We start from the raw sequence: 23505 nt of genomic DNA, 5'->3' as shown, positions 1-23505 counted from the left end.
GCGGGTCCCAGCGCTTCGACGGCATTGATCAAGAGATTAAGAAACGACTGGCGCACCAGCGTCGCGTCGCACGGCGCCATCGCGCTGCCCGATCTCTTGAACTGAACCTTGTAGGTTCCCGGCCGGAGGTTCTTCAGATCGGCGATGGTGTTTTCCAGGAGTTCCCCCAGATCGACTTCGTTGATCGATGTCAGCACAGGGCGGGCGAAATTCAGGAAGTCGGTCACCATGTGTGAGAGGGCCTGCGACTCTTTATGGATCTCACGGGCATAGCTCTGGAGGGTGTTGATGTCCGTTTCTGAAACCGACATCTGGGCATAACCGACAATCGTTGCGATCGAATTCTTGAACTCATGCGCGATGCCGGCGGACATTTCGCCCAGCGCTGCGAAGTTTTCCTTCAACTTGATCCGGTTGTGCAGTTCGACGATCTCGGTCAGGTCGGAAAGCAGACAAATTGCGCCTTGAATTTCGCCCTGGTCGCTGGTGATGGGCGACAGATTGATTCCGATGCGTTTATCCCCTTCGGGCCGGATCGGCGCGTTGAATTCGACGCGTGTAAAGATTTCTCCGGAATGCAAACACCGGTTCAGAAGCTCTTGCAGCACCTGCGATTCGCGAACCAGGTCGCGCAGCCGCGAATTGCGCTTCAAGGTTCCTTCGAAGATCCTGTCGCTGGCGGGATTGTGTCCGACAATGGTGCCCTCACGGTCCACCACAATGATGCCGCTGGGCATTTTAGACGTGACGTGTTCGCTGAGAAGAATATCCACGGAGCTATGTGACCGGCCGGAACAGGTTTTCGATGTACCAGCGCATCAGATCTTCCCCATAGAGGACCGCCACGATGCCGGCGAAGCTGAGGAAAGTCCCGAAAGGGAGTTCGTATTCGCGGGTTCTTTTGGTCATTCTGATGAAAATCAGGCCGACTATGGAACCGAGCAGCGATCCGAACATGATCGTCAATAATGCCAGCGGCGCGCCGAGGAAGGCGCCGACCATCGCCATCATTTTAACGTCGCCGAAGCCCATCCCTTCGATGCCGCGCAGCCGCAGATACGCTTCGGCGACGCCCCACAGCAGGCCGCCGCCGACAATGATTCCGAGGACGCTGGCCGAAAAAGCAATCACACGTGGATTTGTAAGTTCAAAGCCCGCCGCAAGGGACAACCGGGAAATCAACGGGCTCGGCTCGGCAAGATAAACGCTGATCAGGATGCCCAGCCAGATTCCATTGAGCGTGATGACGTCGGGCAGAATACGGTGATCGAGGTCGATGAAAGCCAGGACGATCAAAGCGGATGAAAAAACCAGGAAGATCCCCCACTCGATCGTGAGTCCGTACTTCAGACAGAGCAGGAGGCTCACGACGCCGGTTATCGCCTCGATAAAGGGATACCGCGCTGAAAATTTCCTTTTACACCGGCGGCAGCGGCCGCCCAGGATCAGGTAGCTGAGAACCGGAATGTTGTCGTACCAGGAAATCTGTTTCTTGCACTGCGGGCAGTGCGATCTGGGAACGCTGATAGAGATGCCTTGCGGAAGCCGGAGAATGACGACGTTGAGAAAACTGCCGATCACCAGGCCGAAGATGCATGCAAAAATCAGATCCACGCTAGCGCAGTATACGGAACTCTTTCTTGAAAACATAGCGGGCGGCCATGTAACTGATCGCTGCGCCTCGCCAGCCGTCCAGAAATCCCGCCCGTAGAACGAAACTTCGAAAGAATGCGAGAGGCGGGGCAATCGCCAGCTTCAAGACATTCCCATGGCGCCCGGTCGACCGCGCGGCCTTCGCCGCAAGATCGGTGTAGCGTTCGATTCGGTTTTGGTGATCGTTCCAATCGCGATAGGGGAAATGAAACAGGTCGCCATTCAGCCGGCCGATGGAGCCGTCCACGGACATTGCTTCATGGACAAAATCTCCCGTCCAGCGGCAGTGGCGGCGGTCATACAGACGGATCTTGCGGTCGGGATACCATCCTGAATGATGGATCCATTTGCCGAGATAAAACGCGCGCCGGGGCATCGAATAGGCATGGTCCGTGGCGGACCGGCTGGATTTTTCCCACCCGGCAATTTCGGTGGCCAGTTCGGCGCTGAGCCTTTCGTCCGCGTCGAGGCTCAAAATCCAATCGTTGGACGCCTGCGCCGCCGCGAAATTCTTCTGTTTCGAATAGCCTTCCCAGACGTGCTCGATCACGCGCGCGCCCCGCGATCCGGCGATCGCGCGCGTCCGGTCGCTGCTGCCCGAATCCACGACGATCACTTCATCGCAGCACGACAGGCTGGCGATCGCTTCTCCGATCCTGCCCTCCTCGTTGAATGTGATGATGACGCCTGAGATCATGTCCGCTCATGCTATAACCGATTCGAATGCGAAATCTCAAGCTGACCCTGGCATACGACGGAACCGGCTTCCATGGCTGGCAGCTCCAGCCGCAGATCCGGACGATTCAAGGCGAACTGCAGACAGCATTGCAGAAGCTCTTCAATCACGAGGTCAGCGTTACAGGATCCGGCCGCACGGACGCCGGCGTTCATGCCCAGGGGCAGGTGGCGAACCTCGAAACGATCCGGAACATGGACACGGACGCCGTCCTGCGAGGCGCAAACGCTTTGCTGCCGGAGGAAATTCGCGTGCTGTCGGTGGAAGAGGTCGCGCCGGAATTCCACGCGCGCCATTCGGCGAAAGCCAAAACCTATGAGTACCACATCTGGCGGCCTGCCGTTGTCAGTCCCTTTCATTTGCGATACGTCTATCCGTTCCGCTACCCCCTGGACGAAGACTTGATCGACCGCGGCTCCGCCTATTTTCTCGGGCCCCATGATTTCACGTCATTCTGCGCTACCTCAACCGAGGTCGAGGACCGCACTCGAACGATTTTCGAGGCCTGTTGGGATCGCTCGGAAACGACCTGGGTGTTCCGCATCCGGGGGAACGGCTTCCTGCAATACATGGTGCGAACCATAGCCGGAACACTGCTCGAAATCGGCAAGGGAAGGCTGGACCCCGGCAAGCTGCCCGGGATTTTCGACGCTCGCGACCGCAGACTTGCCGGCCCCTCGCTTCCTTCGCGCGGTCTTCATCTGATCGCGGTCGAATATTAAGCTTTCTGCGAAGAACTTTGTATTGCAAACCTCACTGAGCCGCGTGTTAAGATCGAGGGGTATGGATTTCCTCGATCGGATCGACCGGAGCGCCTTGCCATCCCACATCGCGATCATCATGGATGGCAATGGGCGCTGGGCCCGGAGACGCGGATTGCCGCGTGTTGCCGGTCACCGCGCCGGCGTGACTGCCGTCCGTCAAGTGGTCGAAGGAGCAGCGGATCTCGGCATACCAGTGCTGACGCTCTACGCATTCTCGGTCGAGAACTGGAAGCGGCCCTTCAGTGAAGTCTCCATGCTGATGCAGCTCCTCAAAGAATATCTGAACAAGGAGCTCGAAAATATCCATCGCAACAACATCCGTTTCCGCGCCATCGGAAGAACCGACGAGCTCGATCCATCCGTGCAACGCGAAGTGGAAAAGGCTTCCGCCCATACACGGAACAACACCGGCATGATCTTCAACGTCGCCTTGAACTATGGCGGCCGCGCGGAGATCGTGGATGCCGTGAACCGTCTGCTCCGCAACGGCGGAAGAGATGCGGCGGCCAACGGTGGAGTCTCCGAAGAACAGTTCGCAAAGTACCTTTACACGGCGGATCAACCCGATCCCGATCTTTTGATCCGTACCAGCGGGGAACTGCGCATCAGCAACTTTCTGCTCTGGCAGATTGCCTATGCCGAAATCTGGGTCACCGAAACGCTGTGGCCGGATTTTGATAAGAAACATCTCTACGAAGCCATCCTTGCCTTCCAGAAGCGGGAGCGGCGCTACGGCGGTTTGGAGCCCCAGCTCGTGCGGAGCCGATGATTCTATTGGAAATCGCATCAGACTTTGGCGGCTGATGCAACGCATTCTGACGGCCGTTGTAGCCATCCCCCTGGTCATCCTCATAACGATCTACTCCTCCAATTGGCTTTTCGCTCCGGTGGTCGGCCTGGTTGCGGCTGCTGCGGCGGAAGAGTTTCTTTCACTCGGCCTGAAGAAGGGAATCGGCCGGCCCGGGAAGTGGTTTCTGCTGATACCGGTTCTGGTCGTCATGTCATTTCTGCGGCAGCCGGAGTGGATCGCCGCCTCGACTGCCGCCGCGGCAATCATCTTGATGACGGTCACTGTTTTCAGCGGAACGGTTGAAAGCGGTTTCGGCGCAGTTGTCACCGGCATCAGCAGCATCGTTTACTGCGCGCTGACCCTCGGATTTCTGGTTCTGCTTCCGCGCCAATGGATTCTTGTTCTGTTTGCGATTATCTGGGTTGGCGACAGCGCTGCCTACTATGGCGGCCGAGCGCTCGGCCGGCATCTGCTGGCGCCGGGAGTCAGTCCGAAAAAGACCGTAGAGGGCGCGATCGCGGGCTTGATTGGAAGTGTTATCGCGGGGTTGGCCGGTGGGACGTGGCTGCTCGGAAAGCCGTGGCTGGAGATCGCCGGCATATCGGTCGTGACGGCGGTGGCAGGACAGATCGGGGATCTCGCCGAATCGGTTCTGAAGCGCAGTGCAGGTGTTAAGGATTCCTCTTCAATTCTCCCTGGCCATGGCGGCATACTGGACCGTCTCGATAGCCTGTTTTTCGCGCTACCGATCTTCTACTGGTTGTTGAACGCATGAAAAAACTCGCACTCGTCGGTTCCACGGGCTCGATCGGGCAGAATACCCTCCGCGTCGTGGAACACCTGCCGGAACGATTCAGCGTGTTTGCCCTTGCCGCCAATTCCGGCGTGGCGCGGCTGGCCGAGCAGGCTGCGGCCTTTCATCCCACGGTCGTCGCAATTTCCGATAAGGCCCGGGTGGACGATTTCTGCAGGCATTGCCGCGACCTGAAATTTACGATTCCCGAAGTGGTAACGGGTGACGACGGCCTCCGTGAGATTACTTCGGCGGCCGACGTCGACATTGTGGTTTCGGCGGCGGTCGGCGCAGCGGGATTGAGGCCGACGTACAGCGCCGTCGCTGCAGGGAAAACCGTTGCGCTGGCAAATAAGGAATCGATGGTCATCGGCGGCGAACTGCTCCGTACGACTGCCAGAAAGACCGGCACGAAGATCATCCCCGTCGACAGTGAACACAGCGCGGTGGATCAGTGCCTTCGTTCCGGACAGCACGGCGAAGTACGGCGGCTGATTTTGACCGCCTCGGGCGGCCCGTTCCGGGAAACTCCGGCAGAGCAGTTTCCGAAAGTGACTCCCGAGCAGGCGCTGAAGCATCCGACATGGCAAATGGGCAGGCGAATCACGATCGATTCGGCGACATTGATGAACAAGGGACTCGAAGTCATCGAGGCGCGATGGCTGTTCGATATCCCTCCCGAGAAGATCGATATCATCATTCATCCGCAGTCTGTCGTTCACTCCATGGTCGAGTTTGTGGACGGATCCGTCGTCGCGCAACTCGGTACCGCCGACATGCGCACGCCGATTCAATATGCGCTCACATATCCCGAACGCCTGGAAGCTCCGGTCGCACTTCTCGACTGGGCGACGGTGCCGCGTCTGGATTTTGCGCCGCCGGATCACCAGAAATTCCCGTGCATCGGACTGGCCTACCAGGCCATAAAAATGGGCGGAACAGCCCCTGCAGTCGCGAATGCCGCCGACGAAGTCGCGGTCGGCGCGTTTCTGGAGCGGAAGATTCCATTTTCGGAGATTTCGAATGTCATCGAGATGACGCTCGAAGCTCACACCGTTCAGCCGGCCGATCGGCTGGAATCCATCTTAGATGCAGATGCTTGGGCGCGCGAACACGCTCGGGGAATGATCACGTAATTGCAAAGGTCCCCCGCGTGCACCATGCTAGAATGGTAAGCAATGCTGGGTAACGCTGCTTCAAGCATCATCGTCGCCGGTATCGTTCTTGGAATCATCATTGTGATCCATGAACTGGGCCATTTCCTCGTCGCCAAATTCTTCAAAATCAAGGTGGAAACATTCTCGGTAGGGTTCGGTCCCCGGCTGGTCGGTTTCCGCAAGGGAGATACGGATTACCGCCTCAGCGCGTTTCCGCTTGGTGGTTACGTGAAGATGGCGGGCGAGACTCCTATGGATGAGGTGAAAGGCCTCGACTACGAGTTTCTTTCCAAGCCGAAGTGGCAGCGTTTCCTGGTGGCATCCGCCGGCCCCGCAATGAACATCATTCTGGCTGTCGGCCTGATTACGGGTCTGTACATTTACGGCACGGATGTCCCGGAGTTCCTGATCGGTCAGGCGATCGTGAATGTTGTCGATCCAGGGTCCCCTGCGGACAGAGCCGGAGTCAAACCGGGCGACGCGATTGTTTCCTTTGACGGAAAGAGCAAGCCGGACTGGCAGGACGTCCAGAACACGGTACTCGTCAACCCCGGACGTGCGCTTCCGATTACCGTCGACCGGAACGGCAAGACGCTTCAGTTCACCGTGACACCGGACCGCAAGGGCCGCGAAGAAGCCGGCGACGTCGGGATGTATCCCGTGATCCGCACCATCGTGCAGGATGTCCAGCCGAATTCACCCGCATCCCGCGCCGGCGTGAAATCGGGTGACGAAATTATCCGGGTCAATGGGATGGATCTCCGTACCAGCGGCCGTACGCTTCAGCAAACCATCCAGCAGATGGCGGAGAAGACGTTTCCGATTACGGTGCTGCGTGGTGGAAGTTCGAGCTCCAGCGGCACGCCATCATCAGCATCCACAGAGCAGCCGAAGCAGGGAGTCTTCGCTTCATTGTGGAACGGAGTCAAGCGGCTGTTTGGAGGAAACAGCGTTGGTGCCGATGTCGTAGCTCCATCTTCCACCTCTTCTGCGGATTCACATCGGATTGAGAGTGCACCGGCTGAGGTCGAACTGCAGGTCACTCCCGAAATGCGGGACGGCCGCAGAATGATCGGCATTGGAATTCAGTTTCCGTCCATTCATGTGAAGCTGAATCCGGTTCAGGCCTTCGAGAAATCGATCGAAAGCAATAAGGAAAATGCCGCCCTGATCTTCCAGGTCATCGGAAGGCTGCTGCGCCGCGAGGCCTCGCTCAAGCAGTTGGATGGACCCGTCGGCATTGTCGCGGTGTCCGGACAGGCCTATCAGGCCGGTTTCGCAACACTGTTCACCTTCATGGCGCTGATCAGCCTGAATCTCGGCATTCTGAACATCCTGCCGATTCCGATTCTGGACGGCGGCGTCATTCTGCTGCTCGTGATCGAATCCCTGATGGGCCGCGATCTGAGTCTGCGTATGAAGGAACGGATCGTCCAGGCGAGCTTCGTGTTTCTGTTGATGCTGACCGTCATCGTGATCTATAACGACGTCGTCAAGCTGCTGCCTCCGACCCAACCCACTCCCTAGAAGCCCGATCATGAAAGCCCTCTCTCCTGAGCTGCAGGTCTTCATGGAATATCTGCACGAACGCAAGCTGAAGCTCACTCCTCATCGCGAGCTCATCCTTGACGTGTTCCTGGACCACGAAGGGCACCGCAGCGTTGAAGACATCTACCGGGTCGTACGGGCCAAGGATCCGCGTGTGGGATATACCACGGTTTATCGAACGATGAAGATCCTCATGGATTGCGGCCTGGCGCGCGAGATCGATCTCGCAGACGGGATCACCCGTTACGAACACCTCTACAACCACGAACACCACGACCACATGATCTGCATGCAATGCGGGAAGTCGATCGAGTTCTATGATCCCGGAATCGAGACGCTGCAGGATGAGGCGTCGGAGCAGCTCGGCTTCAAAGTGCTCGATCACCGGCTGCAGATTTACGGGTTGTGCGGGGACTGCAAAGAGAGTTAGCCACAAGAAGCATAGCCGGCTATGCCGCAACCAAACGTTTTAGCCGCAGATGACGCGGATGCCGCAGATGGGGCGCAATAAGACGGTTTAGAATGCGCCCCCATCCGCGTCATCTGCGGCTAAAAACGTTGTCAAAAAACTAAAGCTTACGACCTTGTTATGCAAAAGGCACATAAGGGATACATTGGATACTTATGTGCCTTTTGTGCTTTTTGTGGCTAATTCCACTGCTCGCACCCGAGCCATCTTCATTCCGGCAGGATCTGCAGCACCCTTTCCTGCGATCGCGAAGGCCGGATCAAACGAGACGATCCCTGAGAGCCACAAATAGAATCTTCGGTTGACCTTAGTACTTCATAAGGGTTACAAGATCTCCGACACAGCGTTGTGTCGACGACATTGAAGTCTTCGGGGTTTTGGCGGCCTCGAAGACTTTTTGTTTTTGTGGCACTTTTGCCGGAGGCCGAAAGAAGTACATGGCTAGCTTTTTGGGAATGAATCGAAGGATTGTTTCAAGTCTTGTGTTGGTTGGGACCATTTGTGGCAATGCCGGCGTCGTTCTGGGCGCTGCCCGTCAAGCGGCTGAGCCGTCGCAGGCAGCTATGAGCTTTCCAACCTGGAGTCTCGCACCATTTGTGCTGATGTTGATTTCGATTGCGGTGCTTCCTATGGTTGCTCCGCGGTGGTGGGACAGCAACCTGAACAAAACCATAGTCAGTGCCGCCATGTCCGTGCCTGTACTCGCCCTGATTTTGCAGCGGGATCCGCAATTGCTGTTGCACTCTCTTCTCGATTATTTTTCATTCCTGACGCTGTTGGCCTCGCTTTTCATCATTTCGGGAGGGATTTACATCAAGGGTGAATTCGCTGGAACACCGTTGGTGAATGCTATTTTCCTGGCGGTCGGAGCGCTCTTCGCGAACCTCATTGGAACAACCGGCGCGTCGATGTTATTGATCCGCCCTTTTCTTCGCGCGAACCATCTGAGACGGCATCGAGCGCACCTTATCGTCTTCTTCATATTCATCGTGAGTAATACTGCCGGGCTCCTGACACCGCTCGGTGACCCTCCGCTGTTCCTTGGATTCCTGCGGGGTGTGCCGTTCCAGTTTACGTTGCGCCTGCTTCCGCAGTGGGCGTTTGTCGTCGGGGGGCTGCTCATCCTGTTCAACATTTACGATCAGTTCGTTTTTACAAAGGAGGAAATCGAAACGCACCGCGTCATGGCGGAGATCGTTCAAGCCCGCCATCCTCTTCAAATCCAGGGGGCGCGCAATTTCCTCTATCTGCTTGGGGTCATGGTGGCGGCTGTATTGAGCGGGCATTTCGGCTGGCCGAGGGGAATTCAGGAGGCGATGATGATCACGATGGCCAGGCTTTCCTGGTACACAACGCCACGGTCGATCCATCGCGAAAACCACTTTCACTTTTCACCGATCATCGAAGTGGCCGCAATATTTATAGGAATTTTCGTAACAATGGCACCGGCGCTGGAGATTCTTAATGCGCGGGCTGCTGCTTTTGATTTGAGGGCGCCATGGCACTATTTCTGGATGTCGGGAACTCTATCCAGCGTTCTGGACAACGCGCCCACATACCTCACGTTCACGGCAATGGCTTCGGGACTGCTGGGAACCAGCGTGCAAAATCTGGGTTTGATGTTGCAGTCCGGTCTTGGGAGGACGTTGCTGGCTGCGGTGTCGTGTGGATCGGTTTTCATGGGAGCGAATACCTATATCGGAAACGGGCCCAACTTTATGGTGAAAAGCATTGCCGAAGAGCAGGGCATCAAGATGCCGTCATTCGGCGGCTATATGGTGTATTCCGGTCTGATCCTGATTCCTCTATTTGTAATTGTAACGTTTGTCTTCTTTCGAAGTTGATCAGTAACAACAAAAATGTATTGACATCAATATCTCATTAGCCTTATACCAACGTCTTAGTAACGCGTCACAACGAAGTGCGCGTTTAATTCAACAACGAAGTTTTCCGACTACGAAGTCTTCAATCTCTTGCCGGGGTTGAGGGCTTTTTTTATTTTCCGGGCGAAAAATTGGCGCGCCGTGCAAGGCGCTCCTCGTCCACTCAGGAGGTATTGAGAATGGCTGCGAATTCACAACAGGGAACTTATCTGGCGACTACGCTCACCGGTTTTACCGCTCTGGCGGGAGGACTGGTTGCTAAGGGAGCCATCGGCATGCTGGTGGCCGTAGTGGGGCTGGTACTGCTGATCGTTTCGGCTGCCGGTTTTTACAAGATCAAAGATCTCGGATAAGCCCGGGATAAAGGAGAAATTTATGAAGTTACTCGGACTTTTATTGGCGGTTGCCGGATGGCTGCTCCCCGTGGTGGCGCTTTCAATGACTCAATCAACAGCCGCCCGGTTTGGAGCATGCGTGGTCGGGCTCGTGATCAGCCTTATTGGGATTCTTGGAGTTTTGAACAGAGCCCATCTGGCCGAAGCAATCTGGAAGAAAAGTTAAGCCATGGCAAGGAGACATGAGATGAAATTCTGGAAGAGAAGTTATTACGGCATATGCATGGCTGCGGCCATTCTGCTGCTGTGCGGATTAACGGTATTCGCCCAGGCCCCGGCTCCTGCAGCCGCGCCATCGGCTCCCGCGCCAGCTGCCGCCACTCCAGCTCCGGCAACAGGCGCTCCTGCCATGGACGTGCCCCTGGACGTCAAAGCGGCGGCGCCTCCGTCAGCCGATGAACTGGCCAAGGGAGACCCCGGCGGCGTGAAAACGGGAACCGTCAGCGATGTTATTCCATCAGATATGAAAAAGGGATTGACGCTCGCAGACGTCGTCAATCAAGTCGGTCAGAATCGAATTGCGGTCAACTTCGTATGGACGCTGATCGCCGGATTCCTGGTCATGTTCATGCAAGCCGGCTTCGCTATCGTGGAGACCGGTTTGACCCGCGCGAAAAATGCCAATCACACGATGATGATGAATTTCATGGTGTACGGTTTCGGACTCTTCGCATTCTGGGTGTGCGGATTTGCGATCCAGATGGGCGGCGTCGGCCCGTATAGCACGTTGGGCGGCGGAGTCGGGATGAATGGCGAATTCAGTATGAATCTATTCGGAAAGCCCTGGGGCTTGTTTGGAACGCACGGGTTCTTCCTCAGCCATGCCGGCGCATATGACGTCGCTGTCATGGTCATGTTCCTGTTCCAGATGGTGTTCATGGACACGGCTTTGACCATTGTGACGGGTACCTGTGCGGAACGCTGGAAGTTTGGCGCATTCGCCATTTCATCCATATTCATGGGCGCATTCACATATCCGCTGTTTGCGAATTGGGCATGGGGTGGAGGCTGGTTGTCTCAATTGGGTACGAACTACGGGCTGGGACACGGTTACGCCGACTTTGCGGGTTCAGGCGTCGTCCACTCGGTCGGCGGTATTACTGCTCTCGCGCTCGGGATGATCATCGGTCCGCGCATCGGCAAATACACGCGTAGCGGAAAACCCAACGCGATTCCAGGACATGACCTTGTGATCGTGCTGACCGGCTGTTTCATCCTCGCTTTCGGCTGGTTCGGGTTCAATCCGGGAAGCACTCTGGCCGCTTCCGGTAATGGCGCCCTGCGAATCGGTTCGGTGGCCGTGAACACCATGCTGGCCGGCTGCACCGGGTCGTTCGGAGCCATTATGTACATGTGGATACGGTATGGGAAACCCGACGCCTCCATGACGGGCAATGGCCTGCTGGCGGGTCTGGTGGCCATCACGGCTCCCAGCGGATTCGTCAATACCATCGGCGCAACGATCATCGGTCTGGTGGCCGGCGTACTCGTCTGCCTCAGTGTCGAATTCTTCGATCGCGTGATCAAAGTGGATGATCCTGTCGGAGCAATTTCCGTTCACGGAGCGAACGGCCTATGGGGTGTCATCTCCGTCGGTTTGTTCGCGGACGGCACTTCCAATTACGGCGGCAGTTGGAACGGCGTAAACGGCAACGTTACCGGCCTGTTCTATGGCGACCCGGGACAATTGATTGCACAGTTGATCGGAGTCGGCACACTGGTCGGTTTTGTATTTGCGTTCTCCTACGTGACCGGCTGGGTTATCGACGCCATCGTCGGGCATCGAGTTGATGCCAAGGATGAGCTCGCCGGCCTGGATCTTCCGGAAATGGGCGCGCTTTGCTATCCCGAGTTCGTGCTGAAGCCTGAACCCGACATGGAACCATCCATGGCTACGGGAGACTAGATGAAGCTGGACAAATAAGGGGGAGAACGAAATGACAAACCATACCGCACCGCAACTACCTGAAATCTTGAAATTTCCCGTCACATCGCAAGGTGCGGCGCCCCCCGCTATAACGCCGAAAGCGCGTGAATGCTTTCAGGAAGGAGTAGCTCATCTGCAATGCGGAGAGGCCGCGGAAGCCGTCGCGGCCCTCTCCCGCAGTGTGGAGCATGCGCCTGCCTTTCCCGAGGCGCATGTCTTTCTGGGAATTGCTCATGCTTTGACGAGCAACATTTATCCTGCAATCGATCACCTTGAACAGGCGGCAACACTGGCTCCCGGCAGCTTCATCGCGCATTACACGCTCGCGCAACTCAATTTCAAGTTGCGGACTCCAAAACCCGGCTATGAAGCGGCAGAGCGGGCGCTCCAATGTATTCAGAATCTCGAACAACGCAAGATGCTGACCCAATTGTTGAAGGAGGAAAGAGCCCGTGAAAGCAGCGGGATCGCGAGGCCTTCGTTTACTAAACCATTCAGCAACCGGATGCTCCTTCTGGCGGGCAGTGCGCTTGCGGCGGGAATCATTGCGGTAATGGCACATATGCGATGAACAAATCACCAATCAGATCGATAGCAATGACAGATCCATACAACACAATCAGCCGGCAGCGAGTCCTTTGGGGATCCGCTCTTGTCGCGGGTTTCATTCTCATTTACTACGCCCACGCCCCTGTGATTCCCGTGCTGACGGGCTGTGTTCTGACCTGCGCGATAAGCGCATTATGGTCCCGGCGTAGCGCCGGGAAGTAGAGAGATTTTTGAAATGGGGAAGAGACGTGATCAAGCCACTCCAACTGGAGCGATGAAGTATGCACTCGCCCGGTTACCGGAATAAATCCGGTCATTCGAATCCGCAGGAGAGCGGCGATGCAACCGCCGCGAAAACTCCTGACGAGGCGTTCTCCCGTGAAGATGGGTTTTACGACGCGGGTGACATCGCGCAGGTCAAATACGAGATGCTTCGCTATGTCGCCAACGGACACTCCATCGATGAAGCCGTGCGGACATTCGGCTTTTCGTCGCGGCGGTCATTTTACCAGGCGCGAGCCGACTTCGAGCGGGCAGGCCTTGCTGGTTTGATTCCCAGATACGCGGTGAAGCTGCACGGGCAAATGGAGGATGAGGCTGACGAGGCGCAGTACACTCCCCACATTCGCCTGGATTCGATCGTGCGAACTCACGAACGGATGCAGGAGGAACTGCAGGGGTCCGGAGCGCCGCTGGCGAGGGCCTTTATATCCGATCATCTCGAAATCGACTTCATCATGCGCAAGGTCCGCGTTGGAAAGAAAAACGTTCATTTGACACCCAAAGAATTCGACTTGCTCCGTTATCTCGTGTCGCAAGCAAGAAGGGCTGTTCCCCACAAGGAACTGCTGCGCGCCGTGTGGGGCCCGGAGTTTATCGACCATCCTGAATGCCTGCGCGTCTGTATCACGCATCTTCGTAAAAAAGTCGAGCCCGATCCGTCGGAGCCGAGATACATCCTGACCGAGCCCTGGGTTGGCTACCGGTTCGTGGATTGCGGACCGTGATGCGGGTGCTGCTTTCACTGCCCGGCGGGCAATAAGGAGGCACATGCCAGGACCTCAGATACCCGGCACACGGCCGGGCCTTGGCCTCAGCGGCCTGACTACCCAGGCAATGACGCTCATCGCGCCAGGCGCATTTCTATGGCTGGCCTATTTCGTTCAGGCTTCGTATGGAGCACCCATGGCCGCGCAAGCGATGTGGTTCGGCATTCTTGCGGCCTTTCTGCTTTGCTTTTCCACGGCGATTGCTTATATCCAGCTCTCAAAACTTTATTCCGGGGCCGGATCATCGTACTTTTTCGCCGAACAGGCATTCCTGAGCAGATCGAAAACATTCAGGTTTGCACGGGCGGCTAAATTCCTGGTCGGCTGGGCGAGCCACCTATACTACTGGGTGTATCCCGGCCTGATGGTGGGAATGGCTGCGCTCGTTGCCGGGTATGTCGTGGGCCAGATCTGGCCGGATACCTTCACAGCCGCAGTCCCGAGCCCACTGCTCATGATTCTCTTTTGTCCTCTGTTTGCGTTCAGCGTGGCATACATTGGCGCCCGAGGCATCACGGGCGCGACGGCTGTGAATGCAGCGATTAACGTCATCCAGGTTTCTGCGCTTATCGTATTTTCCGTTGTCGCGGTTGCATACAGGGTGAACCATCCGCAGGGATCTCCGGCCATGACTCTCGACGCTAAAGGAAGGGTGATCGCGGAAGTGGTTACAGCGGATGGCAACAAACGCGACTTTACAGTCGATTATTCCCATCCGATCCAGCGGGAGTCGAGCGCGGCAGATCCGAAATCAAAGGTGGATACGTTCGAGTATCATCAGTCCGCCGTATCCGTCATTTCGCCCCACCGCTTCAGTTTTGTCGTTCTTCAAGCCTCGATCGCCATTCTGATCCTGGTTGGATTTGAATCCGTCACATGGATGGGAGAGGAAGCCCTGGCTCCAAAACGCGATATACCGCGTGCCGTTATCCTGTCCCTGTCCATTCAGGGGCTGGTGTGTTATCTCGTCGAGTATTTTGCGGCGAATTACTTCCTCCATAATGGCTACCAGATTTCCAACGCGCTGGGGTCTTCTGTTCCTGTCGGCGACATGATGATCATATGCGGCGCATGGTTGTTCGGCAGCGCCGCGGCCGGCAAGGCCTTCATGCTGGTGCAGGCATCGACGGTCTTCCTGGCCCTTGTCGGAACGACGCTCTCTTCCATGAACATTGCGGCAAGAGTCACGTACGTCATGGGGCGCGACAGACAAGCGCCGGAACAGTCCGGGATGGTTCAGGGCCAAATCTTGACGCCCCGCCGGACCATCTGGATGCTTGGCGTGGTTGCCGCCTTCATTGGGATTGCTTCCGTTATCTTCGTTTTCTGCGGTCCTGCTGCACTCAAAGATGATGTGATCAATGCTTTGCCGCACAACTTCTGGTACAGCTTCGGCCTGTTTCACCACGATTTGGCTGTCAACATCCCGCAGAGCATCCTGGTTGTGGCTCTCGTCAGCAACTTCGGAACGCTTCTGCTGTATCTGATGACCTGCTTGCTGGCGATCATCGCGTGCCGCGAACACCAAACATCGAACAGCTTTAAACACGTGTTCATTCCGGCGTTTGGAGTTCTTGCAAACCTGATTTGCATATCGTTCTACCTTATGGGCCCTCTCATGGTTCCGGAGATGAGCGCGCGAGAGCCCTTTATCGCACTTGCGATCTGCGCCGCATGGGGCATCTACGGCTGGATTTACTTCAGGAGGTTCAGTCCAAAGCCTCCGCGGGCCGCTCGAGTTCAACAAACTCCCCGATATGCCTCAAACCGCCGGGGAGAAACGCCGTCGAACGGTGATCGGCGATAGCACCTCAAAAAGTCGAGACGCGGCATGATGAGGCGTCAGAACAGCTCAACTTCAAAGTGCTTGATCACCGGCTGCAAATTTACGGGTTGTGCGGGGACTGTAAAGAGAGTGAGCCACGTTCGAGAGCACCCTCGCTTTTGCGGTAAGGATTTAAATCCTTGCTAAAGTACGGACATGGCGAAGATAACCTCGAAATATTTCAACTCTTATTCAAACTCTATAAAGCGCTTGGTGGGTCTGGCAGTGAGTTCGCCGGATGCGCCGTTTGCGGGTTCTACGGGTGGAGGATCGCCGCTTTCCATGCGTTGTTTGTAGGTCTCAATCTCATCGGTGGCGCCCTCCCGTATGCGGTGATGCATTGCTTTTCGAATGAAGGTTTCGAGGACGCCGTGCAGAATGTCGACGTCCGTCCGATTGATATAGACCAGGTAATTGTGGTTCTCCGTGCTGGCAGCCGTCAGGGCGGTCAAACTGAGAGACGCATCGATATAGTGCGAAGAGTAGATATCCCTGTTCACCACCAGCACATCCGGCACTCCGGTCCTCTGATAACGGACGATATTTACCTGAGTCACACTGATGATTGCTTTGCCGGCAACCCGTTCCTTTGACCAGTAGAAGAACGACTCAAGTCCTGCCACAGGCTTCAATGGATAGCTCCTGAAGTAGCCATTCAGTTCCGGAACGTGCGTAGTCAGAAACGCCGTGTGGTCCAAAAGAGCATCGAAACGTATTTCCGGGTGCACCGGTACATGCTTGTCCTCGTATGGCGGAACATGACCACTTTTGAGGTAGAGCTGGACCCGTTCCAGAATTAAGCGGCGGAAGGTTTCCTCAATCGCCGCGGACGCATTGCTCCGCGCCCGGGCGGCCTCACGTAATTGCGTCATTTCTGCGGCAGATAATTTGAGCTGGCAGTTTCCCGCGCGGCATTTCTGTATGTCTTCGATATCGTCCGGATCTAATTTGAGCTCGGACAGATCCTCAATCCGCGGCGGGTCCGAAAAACGGCGAACCGTGAGCACGTATTTGCTTTTTTTCAAATCGTCGATCCGGCGCACCCAGGCGATCAGCCGGCCGTCATCGATTGAGGCGGATATGGCAGTGAAGACCGCATCCTCCGCTCCGCTCGCCGGAAGAATCTGAGTAACTGGATCACCGCGATCCAGCACGGCTTGCTGAGATACGCTGACCGTTACTGTCGGCTGAAAAAACGCGAATGGAACGGCGCCACCCACACCGGCCTGAAGCAAAAGCCCGAGGAAAATCATATCTGTCGCTCAAAGCAAGCCTGCTGCCAACCTGGATTGGGGACAGATGACTGGATTGCCGGAGTGTCATGGCGCGACCACCCAAATTCCGGACCAAGTGCCCGTTTCGACCAGGCACTCGAGACCCGAGACCGTCACGAACCAATGATCACCAGTTCCCATTGAGATCATCGTTTAACCACTCGATGCAATTGCGTGTCATTGACATCAATGGGCTTCTGCAGCATCATTTTCCAATGAGAACAACATTGACCTTGGACGATGATGTGCTCGGCGAAGCCGTCAAGCGGGCCGAGGCGCTCCGGATTTCGGTCGGCAAAGCGGTCTCGGATCTGGTCCGTCGGGGGCTCACGGTGGCGCCGCCTGTCCGGGAAGTGGATGGTTTGATTGTATTTGACCCGCCCAAGGGTTCGCCCAAGATCAGCGCGCGTAAAGTGAAGGAAGCGTTGAGCGATTTTCCATGAGCGTTCATCTCCTCTGAATCCGGCGTGAGGCGGTTCACTCAGCGGGTACGATTTTCTTTGCGGGATTCTTTCACCAGGCGGACGACGTCGGATTTCTTGATGCCCTTCGCTCGCGCATCGGCACGATTCCTGGCAATGAACGAGTCCATCTCCGCTATGGTGCGCTTCGTCTCCAGAGATCTGCGCGCCGCTTCGTCGAGCAGATCGTCTACGGTTTTGTTCTCCGCTTGCGCCTGTTCGGCCAACAGCGCCAGGACATCGGGCTTCAGGGTTGCGTTCTTTCTGGTGTCGTGCGTTCTCATACGACCTCGATCAGATTATAAAAGGGAAGGTAGATCCGGGTGGGAATAAGCACTTTAGCAATCCACGATGTGCTCAATTGTCGTATCCGCTCAAGGCTGTGATTCCTTAATCCACGCGATAATCGAGATCAAATTTGCGGTTTGGCTTGCCGATTGTCCGGCACATTGCCAGTACCTGTCCCTGGTGGTTGAAGATATGCGTCACGATGCGCATGATCACATCCGCCGGTCGGAGCAGCCGCGTTTGACCTGGATCGCTGATCATCTGGCGTGGCGAGTTCAACTCCGTCTCGCTGGCGCTGCCGAGATACGACCGAGTCGCGGATGCCGTCTGCTGGCGGAACGCCTCAATCGCGGCTACATCCTGCAAACTCGGCAGTTTCGCTTCCTCGGCGTAGCCTCTAGTAACGACTGTTTGCCAGTAAACCTCCGCGCCGATCGTGTGTTCGAGCTGGCGTAGAATTGTGGAGAAACCGAATCCGGTCAACGGCTGGCGCAACTCGACATCCGTAAGGTTGCCGCAGAAGACAATCACGCGATGCAGGCTCTCGTGCGCGCGAGCGTGTATGTCCTGCAGGGTCTCAGCATCGTACATGGTCGGATATTATACGATGTGATTTCGACCGCCGAACCTCATGCATCGGTTGCTCCAAAATCGCGGCAGGACTAGTCCGAGCAGGTCTCTGGGTCTCAATGCGACCATCCATTCGTGGTTCGAAGGCGGCACAGCTGCGCTTCCGGACCTGTTGATGACTGGAATTCCCAAGTTTCCCACCGACCAGCACGTTTCTTCCTGCCGCCTGACAATAACGATTCTGCGGGAACACTGCGCCGGACTCGCCGGACCCATCTCGTCCAGTTATTGGCGCATAGTCCCTTGTGAAGAATGGCCCCCGTGGGAGGACGGCAAATGGCTTTACAAAGAGCGCGGAAACCGCAGGGAGACAGCGCGAAACAGACGTCTACGAGGCGCCGGCCGAAACCTTCGAAGGATGATCTCGAACGCATGGTGGAAGAGGCAACTGTCGACGCTAACGGCGAATCCGAACAGGTCACCGGCTTTTACACCATGCTTGAAAATGATTTGACTCTTCCGTTCAACACCGTCGTGCTAGGAGCTCAGGTCACCGTTGAGCGCCTCGATCTGACAGACGACGATCATATCGTTGTGGTGTGTCGGCGCGGTCAACAGAGGCAGAGGCTGTCCATTTTAGATCTGCGATTGCCGGAGCCTCCGCCCAAAGGATGGGAGTGGATCGAGGCGTACCGGTACTGGGCTCAGTAGGTCACCGGCGACCCGCACGCGCGGCGGGTTGGTAGTTTTGCATTTGCACCGCGGTGTCAGTCCATCGCAATGTTCACCGGCTCCTTCGTCCTGAAGTTATCGAGAGCCTCCAGCAGTTCATGGCGCTCCCGAAGAAAGACCAGAAAACGATCACGCGCCGACCGGACTTCCTCCTCGGAAGCGCGCGGCAGATACCGCTCCATGATCTCGTCTATATTGTTGTCCTTGCGCCTGAGCATCTAAATCCTCCTTGCCATTTCTCAATTTGGCATGCGTCCGGGACAAAATCGACGCGATCTTCGACCGGGTTTCGCCCAGCAGATCGCCGATCTCCGCGTCGCTGTAGCCTTCGTTATGATGCAGAATCAGGATCTGCACCGTTTCGGGTTTGAGGTTGAATCCTCCCAAGAGGTCTTCCAGTTTCTCGCGAACCTTATCGTTCGCGAGTCCCGTGGACGCATCCGGGAGGTCGAGGTCCTCGACTCGATCCGCCTTCCAGCGTTTTCGGGACCGTTTCCAGTCGAGAGCCATATTGACCGCCGCTCGATGGAGGAAGGCTTTCGGATTCTTCATGGCGTCCGGATGAAGCTCGCGCTCGGCACACTTCAGGTACAGGTCCTGAATCACGTCGCAGGCATCGTCCTTTTTCCGGAGGACGGCTTTCGCCGCACGAAACAAAAAGTCATAGTGCTCCAGAAACAGGGCGTCGAGTTTCGCTTGCCGGTCGTTATCGCTGCCTTGCCGCAGCGTTTCATTGAGGTTGAGCGCTATCGCGCTAGCGCTCCGCGGTGTCATGTAGATCTCCGGTATTGGAGAGAAAACGCAGAGGGAGAAGAGTTTCCCCCTCTGCGAATTTCCCGCCGACTAGAGAGACATGCGGTGCGCGGAATCGCTCCAGTTCGTGTAACCTAACCGGCCGAGAGCACGAACCTGAAAAGCATAGGTCGTGCCTGGGGTTAAGCCAGTGACGAGAAAGGAGCGCGAGCTGGTGAACGGCGGCAAGACCGTCCAGGAGCCCGGCTTTCCGTCGGCGCCAATTGAGGCATACTGCGCCTCATAATTGATCGCCTTGGGAATCGCCTTCACTTTCGCGCGGATCTGCCCGGAAACATCCCCATTCTCGAGTTTTTCGATCATGGGCTGGGGCAGCGCCGCCGGTGGGGTTCTGGTCGTGGATCTCGCCTGGAAGCCGCTCGATTGGAATATCGAGAGGTCATCCTTGCAATTGGCCACTACCCAGTGTCCAAGCTGGTACATCATCATGGTAACCGTCTCGCGTTGCGCGTTCCGGTCGATGATGGCTTGCTTGCCACCGCCGCCAGCCGCCGCGATTTTACTCGCGTAGCTGTCGATCTCCGCCTTGAATGAAGCCAGCGGGACCGGCGGGTTGACGAAATTCGGATTGCCGTTCAGACCGTCATACGCCGCGACGGCGTCTGTGGCGATCCCGGTATCCGGTTGGTGCGTATTCAGTAACAGGTGAATTTTGTTTGTCATAGTGTTTACCTTCTTTCTTCGAACGTTGCGTTATGGAGGCGCCTCCGAACAGCAAGGCCGGGATCGCCCGGCCTTTCGACCGCCTCTATAAGGTAAGACGTCTGAGACCCCCCTGTTTGTTGCAACCGGTCCAAAAAATCTTAAAAAAAGTGAACGCGGTGGGAAAAGACACCGTTTGAACCGTCTTAATCTCAAATCGAAGCTTGAAGACTTTCTTTTGCCGTGGCAGATCAGGGAAGCAGGATTTCAAATCTACCACGGCAAATTAAGATTTGAAATACGGAAAATCAAGTCTTCATTTGTCCTCGCAGATTTGAAAATCCAAATTGAAGACTTTCTCTTGGCGTCGCAGATTGGGAAAACCGAATTTCAAATTTGCCACGGCGAAAGAAGACTCGAAATCGGGAAAAGAGAGTCTTCATTTGTCCTCGCAGATTGGGAAACCGGAATTGAAGACTTTCTTTTGGCGTCGCAGGTTGAGAAAGCCGATTTCAAATCTGCCACGGCGACAGAAGACTTGAAATCGGGAAAAGAAAGTCTTCTTTTGCCGTCGCCGATTAGGATGCGGCAAATGAAGACTTTCTTTTGGCGTCGCAGATTGAGAAAACCGGATTTCAAATCTGCGAGGGCGAAAGAAGACTTGAAATCGGGGAAAGCAAGTCTTCTTTTTCCGTCGCAGAGCGGGAAACTGTAATTGAAGACTAATCTCGGAGAGAACAGACTACTTTCCGGACAAATGTAAGAAAGCATGACAGGAACAAGCAGAATAACGCGAATCTCTCCGCGAGCGAGCGCACGCGGCCTCATTGAAGCACGGCAACTCAAAACGCGACGGCACCAGACTGCCAGCTCTCCGCGAGCGAGCGCTCGCATTTGCTAAAAGGCCGTCAAACCCCGGGATTTCCGCATAGAAGGAGCGGTCATCTGCAAACATCTCGTAGTGGGAAACAGCACTCACTGTGGACGGCTAGGCTTAGCAGGGTGTATCTTTCGGCATTGACGCCGAGTTTAGCCCCTGGGAGATCCAATGCGCGAGTCCGAGCTCTTGGCCCGAATTACGATTGACCCCGAGCAATGTGGCGGGCGTCCTTGCATTCGCGGGATGCGCGTCCGCGTCATCGACGTACTCGAACTTCTCGCCGCCGGCGAGACGCCCGAAGAAATTCTCGTCGAGTATCCATACCTAGAACCGGATGATATCGCGGCCAGCCTTCTCTACGCGGCTCGTCAGCTGGACCATCCCGTCGTCGCGGCATAAGAAAACGGATTGGCAGAGATGGCCAAATCGCGGCAGGATTCAGAGTCGTTGCTGCAGGTCTGGATAGACGCTCAACTGCCGCCGTCTCTGGCAGGATGGCTCCGAACAGAACTTGGCGTCGACGCGGTGCACGTCGAGGAACTCGGCCTGCACCGGGCTCGCGACCCGGTGATTTTCGCCGCGGCAAGGGATGCGAGTCGCATGGTTGTGGTCTTAACGAAGGACGACGACTTCCGGAAGCTGCTCGGACAATTCCTCACGTTACCGCATCGCATCCAAATGACCTGCGGCGGTGGGCCATGCTTCGTCCTGTGCCTTCCTGACGTGAACGCTATGATGTTTTCCTCTCCGCGAGCGAGCTCGCGGCCTCATTGAATCAAAGCAATCGAATGATGAAAGCGACTGGATGATAGGGCGAAATAAATTCGTCGGAGGATCTGACGCGTCTGCGGGGTGATTCCTGCCGCAACGGCGACTTCGCAAGGCACATAAGGCATTCCTTATGTGCCTTTTGTGGCTAATTCCACTGCCCGCTTGAGAGCCATCTTCATTCCAGCGGGATCCGCCAGCCCCTTTCCCGCGATCGCGAAGGCGGTGCCGTGGTCGGGCGAGGTCCGCACATAGGGTAATCCCAACGTGACGTTCGTCGAATCGCCGTGCGCGATCAACTTGATCGGAATGAGCCCCTGGTCGTGATATGGCGCAATCACGACATCGAACTCACCGGAATGCGCCCGGAAATACAGGCTGTCGGCCGAGTGCGGGCCTGACACGGGAAGACCATCGGCGGCGCACTTCCGTACCGCGGGTTCCAGGATATCGAGGTCCTCGCGGCCGAACATCCCGCCCTCGCCGGCATGGGGATTGATCGCTGCTACGGCGATACGCTGATTCGGAAGATGGGCGTTCACGAAGCGGATCAGCTGGACATACCGATCTGTGGTGATCTGGGAGAGCGCTTCGCGCAGCGGCAGGTGAATCGTGGCAAGGACGACTTTAAAGGTCGGCGTGAAGAACGCCATCGCATAGTCGCGCACTCCGGCGCGTTCGGCGAGGAAATCGGTCTGGCCGTGGAACTCTCCGCCGATGGCCTCCTTGTTGACCGGTGCAGTAACGATGCCGTCGATCCGGCGTGCGAGCGCCTCCGTGCCGGCAGCTTCGAGATACGCCAGCGCGCGGCGGCCGGCGGCGGGCTGGAGCTTTCCCCACTCGATGCGGGAGGTGTCGCCGCCCAGATCGCGCAGAAAAAGCACAGACTCGTCCGCCAGGCTGGCAAGATCGTCAACCCACTGAACCGGCACGTGCGAAGGAAACAGAGCCGCGTTCCGCTCGAAGATCTCGCGGTCCGTAAATAGAACCCAACGGGCGGAATTCAGGACAGATGCAATCGACTTCAGAATAACTTCAAGACCAATGCCGGCCGGATCGCCGGCGGTGATCCCGATAGTTGCGCGCATGCGAAGGATCGGCTATTCGGCTTCCTTGTCTTCGTTTTCCTTGTACATGTATTTGATGTAGTGCTTGAGGAGGAGGACATTCGGCTCGGGGGCCCGATGCAGTTTGATCGAATTTTTGTCGTACCATTCGATCGAACCTTTGATGGTCTCACCGTCCTGCAGAACGACGACCATCGGTGTCTTGTTCTGCATCTGCTTCACATAATAAAAATTTTCGGCGTTGGTTTGGTCGTTGGGAGCAGGTCTTTTTGCTCGTGGTTGCCTTACGGTCAGCTGTTCTTTGATCTCGGCAAGGCTAGGCCGGATCAGTTTCCGATTTGACATATTTCCTCACTAAACGTGTCGCAAATGAACTGTGTTCGGCGGTTTGCGCAGGTTTGCGGTTAAGTACGAGGGATTTTAACGAAGGAGCGCGGAAACCACAAGAGGGACTTATTGGAAATTCGAAATT

The 23505-nt window shown here is 56.3% G+C and carries 28 protein-coding genes; 18 read left to right on the top strand and 10 right to left on the bottom strand.

Going from position 1 to position 23505, the window contains the following annotated elements:
• The 3 genes from VGK48_05955 to VGK48_05945 form a co-directional block, all read right to left on the bottom strand.
• Positions 1–773 (bottom strand): histidine kinase dimerization/phospho-acceptor domain-containing protein (locus VGK48_05955; protein HEY2380711.1); only part of this gene is annotated, 773 nt, incomplete at its 3' end.
• Between the two features lie 4 nt (positions 774–777).
• A complete protein-coding gene (locus VGK48_05950; protein ID HEY2380710.1) occupies positions 778–1614 on the bottom strand; it encodes a prepilin peptidase in 837 nt (278 codons plus the stop codon).
• 1 nt (position 1615) lies between these two features.
• Positions 1616–2350: a glycosyltransferase family 2 protein gene (locus VGK48_05945; protein ID HEY2380709.1), complete on the bottom strand. Its 735-nt coding sequence runs from the start codon at positions 2348–2350 to the stop codon at positions 1616–1618.
• A 26-nt stretch (positions 2351–2376) separates the two neighbouring features.
• On the opposite strand from VGK48_05945, the gene truA reads away from it, so the two are divergent.
• The 13 genes from truA (at position 2377) to VGK48_05880 (ending at position 15520) form a co-directional block, all read left to right on the top strand.
• Positions 2377–3111, top strand: a complete 735-nt coding sequence (truA, locus tag VGK48_05940; protein HEY2380708.1) for a tRNA pseudouridine(38-40) synthase TruA — start codon at positions 2377–2379, stop codon at positions 3109–3111.
• A gap of 61 nt (positions 3112–3172) precedes the next feature.
• Entirely contained in the window at positions 3173–3922 is a 750-nt protein-coding gene (locus VGK48_05935) for an isoprenyl transferase (GenBank protein ID HEY2380707.1), read from the top strand.
• A 34-nt stretch (positions 3923–3956) separates the two neighbouring features.
• Positions 3957–4718 carry a phosphatidate cytidylyltransferase gene (locus VGK48_05930; GenBank protein HEY2380706.1) on the top strand — a complete coding sequence of 254 codons (762 nt, stop codon included), beginning with the start codon at positions 3957–3959 and terminating at the stop codon, positions 4716–4718.
• Positions 4715–5872, top strand: a complete 1158-nt coding sequence (locus VGK48_05925; protein HEY2380705.1) for a 1-deoxy-D-xylulose-5-phosphate reductoisomerase — start codon at positions 4715–4717, stop codon at positions 5870–5872. Before VGK48_05930 ends, VGK48_05925 begins: the two co-directional genes overlap by 4 nt.
• A gap of 42 nt (positions 5873–5914) precedes the next feature.
• Positions 5915–7420 (top strand): site-2 protease family protein, encoded by a 1506-nt coding sequence (locus VGK48_05920; GenBank protein HEY2380704.1) that lies wholly within the window; start codon positions 5915–5917, stop codon positions 7418–7420.
• Positions 7421–7430: 10 nt separating this feature from the next.
• Complete coding sequence (locus VGK48_05915) at positions 7431–7871, top strand: Fur family transcriptional regulator (protein ID HEY2380703.1); 441 nt, start codon at positions 7431–7433, stop codon at positions 7869–7871.
• Positions 7872–8365: 494 nt separating this feature from the next.
• Entirely contained in the window at positions 8366–9754 is a 1389-nt protein-coding gene (locus tag VGK48_05910; GenBank protein ID HEY2380702.1) for a sodium:proton antiporter, read from the top strand.
• Positions 9755–9972: 218 nt separating this feature from the next.
• A complete protein-coding gene (locus tag VGK48_05905) occupies positions 9973–10146 on the top strand; it encodes a hypothetical protein (protein HEY2380701.1) in 174 nt (57 codons plus the stop codon).
• A 22-nt stretch (positions 10147–10168) separates the two neighbouring features.
• Positions 10169–10354, top strand: a complete 186-nt coding sequence (locus VGK48_05900; protein ID HEY2380700.1) for a hypothetical protein — start codon at positions 10169–10171, stop codon at positions 10352–10354.
• A gap of 21 nt (positions 10355–10375) precedes the next feature.
• Positions 10376–12094, top strand: a complete 1719-nt coding sequence (locus VGK48_05895) for an ammonium transporter (protein HEY2380699.1) — start codon at positions 10376–10378, stop codon at positions 12092–12094.
• A gap of 31 nt (positions 12095–12125) precedes the next feature.
• Positions 12126–12686: a hypothetical protein gene (locus tag VGK48_05890; protein HEY2380698.1), complete on the top strand. Its 561-nt coding sequence runs from the start codon at positions 12126–12128 to the stop codon at positions 12684–12686.
• A gap of 259 nt (positions 12687–12945) precedes the next feature.
• A complete protein-coding gene (locus VGK48_05885; protein ID HEY2380697.1) occupies positions 12946–13671 on the top strand; it encodes a winged helix-turn-helix domain-containing protein in 726 nt (241 codons plus the stop codon).
• A 43-nt stretch (positions 13672–13714) separates the two neighbouring features.
• A complete protein-coding gene (locus VGK48_05880; protein ID HEY2380696.1) occupies positions 13715–15520 on the top strand; it encodes an APC family permease in 1806 nt (601 codons plus the stop codon).
• A gap of 206 nt (positions 15521–15726) precedes the next feature.
• On the opposite strand, the gene VGK48_05875 is transcribed toward VGK48_05880, so the two are convergent.
• Complete coding sequence (locus tag VGK48_05875) at positions 15727–16791, bottom strand: hypothetical protein (protein ID HEY2380695.1); 1065 nt, start codon at positions 16789–16791, stop codon at positions 15727–15729.
• A 236-nt stretch (positions 16792–17027) separates the two neighbouring features.
• On the opposite strand from VGK48_05875, the gene VGK48_05870 reads away from it, so the two are divergent.
• Entirely contained in the window at positions 17028–17255 is a 228-nt protein-coding gene (locus tag VGK48_05870) for an antitoxin (GenBank protein HEY2380694.1), read from the top strand.
• Between the two features lie 38 nt (positions 17256–17293).
• On the opposite strand, the gene VGK48_05865 is transcribed toward VGK48_05870, so the two are convergent.
• Both VGK48_05865 and VGK48_05860 read right to left on the bottom strand, forming a co-directional pair.
• On the bottom strand, positions 17294–17557 hold the full coding sequence (locus VGK48_05865) for a hypothetical protein (protein HEY2380693.1): 264 nt from the start codon (positions 17555–17557) through the stop codon (positions 17294–17296).
• A gap of 106 nt (positions 17558–17663) precedes the next feature.
• Complete coding sequence (locus VGK48_05860) at positions 17664–18152, bottom strand: DinB family protein (GenBank protein HEY2380692.1); 489 nt, start codon at positions 18150–18152, stop codon at positions 17664–17666.
• A gap of 315 nt (positions 18153–18467) precedes the next feature.
• Here VGK48_05860 and VGK48_05855 point away from each other — a divergent pair, with 315 nt between their 5' ends.
• On the top strand, positions 18468–18842 hold the full coding sequence (locus VGK48_05855) for a calcium-binding protein (protein ID HEY2380691.1): 375 nt from the start codon (positions 18468–18470) through the stop codon (positions 18840–18842).
• 150 nt (positions 18843–18992) lie between these two features.
• Here VGK48_05855 and VGK48_05850 read toward each other — a convergent pair whose 3' ends face one another.
• Both VGK48_05850 and VGK48_05845 read right to left on the bottom strand, forming a co-directional pair.
• Entirely contained in the window at positions 18993–19637 is a 645-nt protein-coding gene (locus VGK48_05850) for a sigma-70 family RNA polymerase sigma factor (GenBank protein ID HEY2380690.1), read from the bottom strand.
• Between the two features lie 69 nt (positions 19638–19706).
• Positions 19707–20339 (bottom strand): fibronectin type III domain-containing protein, encoded by a 633-nt coding sequence (locus VGK48_05845; GenBank protein HEY2380689.1) that lies wholly within the window; start codon positions 20337–20339, stop codon positions 19707–19709.
• A 175-nt stretch (positions 20340–20514) separates the two neighbouring features.
• Between VGK48_05845 and VGK48_05840 the strand changes: the two genes are divergently transcribed.
• From VGK48_05840 to VGK48_05830, 3 genes are all read left to right on the top strand, one after another.
• Positions 20515–21033, top strand: a complete 519-nt coding sequence (locus tag VGK48_05840) for a hypothetical protein (protein ID HEY2380688.1) — start codon at positions 20515–20517, stop codon at positions 21031–21033.
• A gap of 333 nt (positions 21034–21366) precedes the next feature.
• Positions 21367–21597: a DUF433 domain-containing protein gene (locus VGK48_05835; protein ID HEY2380687.1), complete on the top strand. Its 231-nt coding sequence runs from the start codon at positions 21367–21369 to the stop codon at positions 21595–21597.
• Between the two features lie 18 nt (positions 21598–21615).
• Entirely contained in the window at positions 21616–21972 is a 357-nt protein-coding gene (locus VGK48_05830) for a DUF5615 family PIN-like protein (GenBank protein HEY2380686.1), read from the top strand.
• A gap of 125 nt (positions 21973–22097) precedes the next feature.
• On the opposite strand, the gene pdxA is transcribed toward VGK48_05830, so the two are convergent.
• A complete protein-coding gene (gene pdxA, locus VGK48_05825) occupies positions 22098–23054 on the bottom strand; it encodes a 4-hydroxythreonine-4-phosphate dehydrogenase PdxA (GenBank protein HEY2380685.1) in 957 nt (318 codons plus the stop codon).
• Positions 23055–23066: 12 nt separating this feature from the next.
• Positions 23067–23378: a hypothetical protein gene (locus tag VGK48_05820; protein HEY2380684.1), complete on the bottom strand. Its 312-nt coding sequence runs from the start codon at positions 23376–23378 to the stop codon at positions 23067–23069.
• Between the last annotated feature and the right edge of the window lie 127 nt (positions 23379–23505).

It is taken from the genome of Terriglobia bacterium (genome assembly GCA_036496425.1).
Classification (GTDB): domain Bacteria; phylum Acidobacteriota; class Terriglobia; order 20CM-2-55-15; family 20CM-2-55-15; genus 20CM-2-55-15.
The sequence above is the reverse complement of the archived record's forward strand: the minus strand, read 5'-3'. Positions and strand labels throughout refer to the sequence as shown.

Coding starts and splice junctions, on each gene's coding strand:
- VGK48_05865 (HEY2380693.1), bottom strand. CDS start 17,557: ATGAGAACGCACGACACCAGAAAGAACGCAACCCTGAAGCCCGATGTC.
- VGK48_05860 (HEY2380692.1), bottom strand. CDS start 18,152: ATGTACGATGCTGAGACCCTGCAGGACATACACGCTCGCGCGCACGAG.
- VGK48_05905 (HEY2380701.1), top strand. CDS start 9,973: ATGGCTGCGAATTCACAACAGGGAACTTATCTGGCGACTACGCTCACC.
- VGK48_05870 (HEY2380694.1), top strand. CDS start 17,028: ATGAGAACAACATTGACCTTGGACGATGATGTGCTCGGCGAAGCCGTC.
- VGK48_05910 (HEY2380702.1), top strand. CDS start 8,366: ATGAATCGAAGGATTGTTTCAAGTCTTGTGTTGGTTGGGACCATTTGT.
- pdxA (HEY2380685.1), bottom strand. CDS start 23,054: ATGCGCGCAACTATCGGGATCACCGCCGGCGATCCGGCCGGCATTGGT.
- truA (HEY2380708.1), top strand. CDS start 2,377: ATGCGAAATCTCAAGCTGACCCTGGCATACGACGGAACCGGCTTCCAT.
- VGK48_05885 (HEY2380697.1), top strand. CDS start 12,946: ATGCACTCGCCCGGTTACCGGAATAAATCCGGTCATTCGAATCCGCAG.
- VGK48_05830 (HEY2380686.1), top strand. CDS start 21,616: ATGGCCAAATCGCGGCAGGATTCAGAGTCGTTGCTGCAGGTCTGGATA.
- VGK48_05935 (HEY2380707.1), top strand. CDS start 3,173: ATGGATTTCCTCGATCGGATCGACCGGAGCGCCTTGCCATCCCACATC.
- VGK48_05945 (HEY2380709.1), bottom strand. CDS start 2,350: ATGATCTCAGGCGTCATCATCACATTCAACGAGGAGGGCAGGATCGGA.
- VGK48_05880 (HEY2380696.1), top strand. CDS start 13,715: ATGCCAGGACCTCAGATACCCGGCACACGGCCGGGCCTTGGCCTCAGC.
- VGK48_05895 (HEY2380699.1), top strand. CDS start 10,376: ATGAAATTCTGGAAGAGAAGTTATTACGGCATATGCATGGCTGCGGCC.
- VGK48_05930 (HEY2380706.1), top strand. CDS start 3,957: ATGCAACGCATTCTGACGGCCGTTGTAGCCATCCCCCTGGTCATCCTC.
- VGK48_05850 (HEY2380690.1), bottom strand. CDS start 19,637: ATGACACCGCGGAGCGCTAGCGCGATAGCGCTCAACCTCAATGAAACG.
- VGK48_05890 (HEY2380698.1), top strand. CDS start 12,126: ATGACAAACCATACCGCACCGCAACTACCTGAAATCTTGAAATTTCCC.
- VGK48_05835 (HEY2380687.1), top strand. CDS start 21,367: ATGCGCGAGTCCGAGCTCTTGGCCCGAATTACGATTGACCCCGAGCAA.
- VGK48_05920 (HEY2380704.1), top strand. CDS start 5,915: ATGCTGGGTAACGCTGCTTCAAGCATCATCGTCGCCGGTATCGTTCTT.
- VGK48_05855 (HEY2380691.1), top strand. CDS start 18,468: ATGGCTTTACAAAGAGCGCGGAAACCGCAGGGAGACAGCGCGAAACAG.
- VGK48_05915 (HEY2380703.1), top strand. CDS start 7,431: ATGAAAGCCCTCTCTCCTGAGCTGCAGGTCTTCATGGAATATCTGCAC.
- VGK48_05925 (HEY2380705.1), top strand. CDS start 4,715: ATGAAAAAACTCGCACTCGTCGGTTCCACGGGCTCGATCGGGCAGAAT.
- VGK48_05900 (HEY2380700.1), top strand. CDS start 10,169: ATGAAGTTACTCGGACTTTTATTGGCGGTTGCCGGATGGCTGCTCCCC.
- VGK48_05820 (HEY2380684.1), bottom strand. CDS start 23,378: ATGTCAAATCGGAAACTGATCCGGCCTAGCCTTGCCGAGATCAAAGAA.
- VGK48_05875 (HEY2380695.1), bottom strand. CDS start 16,791: ATGATTTTCCTCGGGCTTTTGCTTCAGGCCGGTGTGGGTGGCGCCGTT.
- VGK48_05845 (HEY2380689.1), bottom strand. CDS start 20,339: ATGACAAACAAAATTCACCTGTTACTGAATACGCACCAACCGGATACC.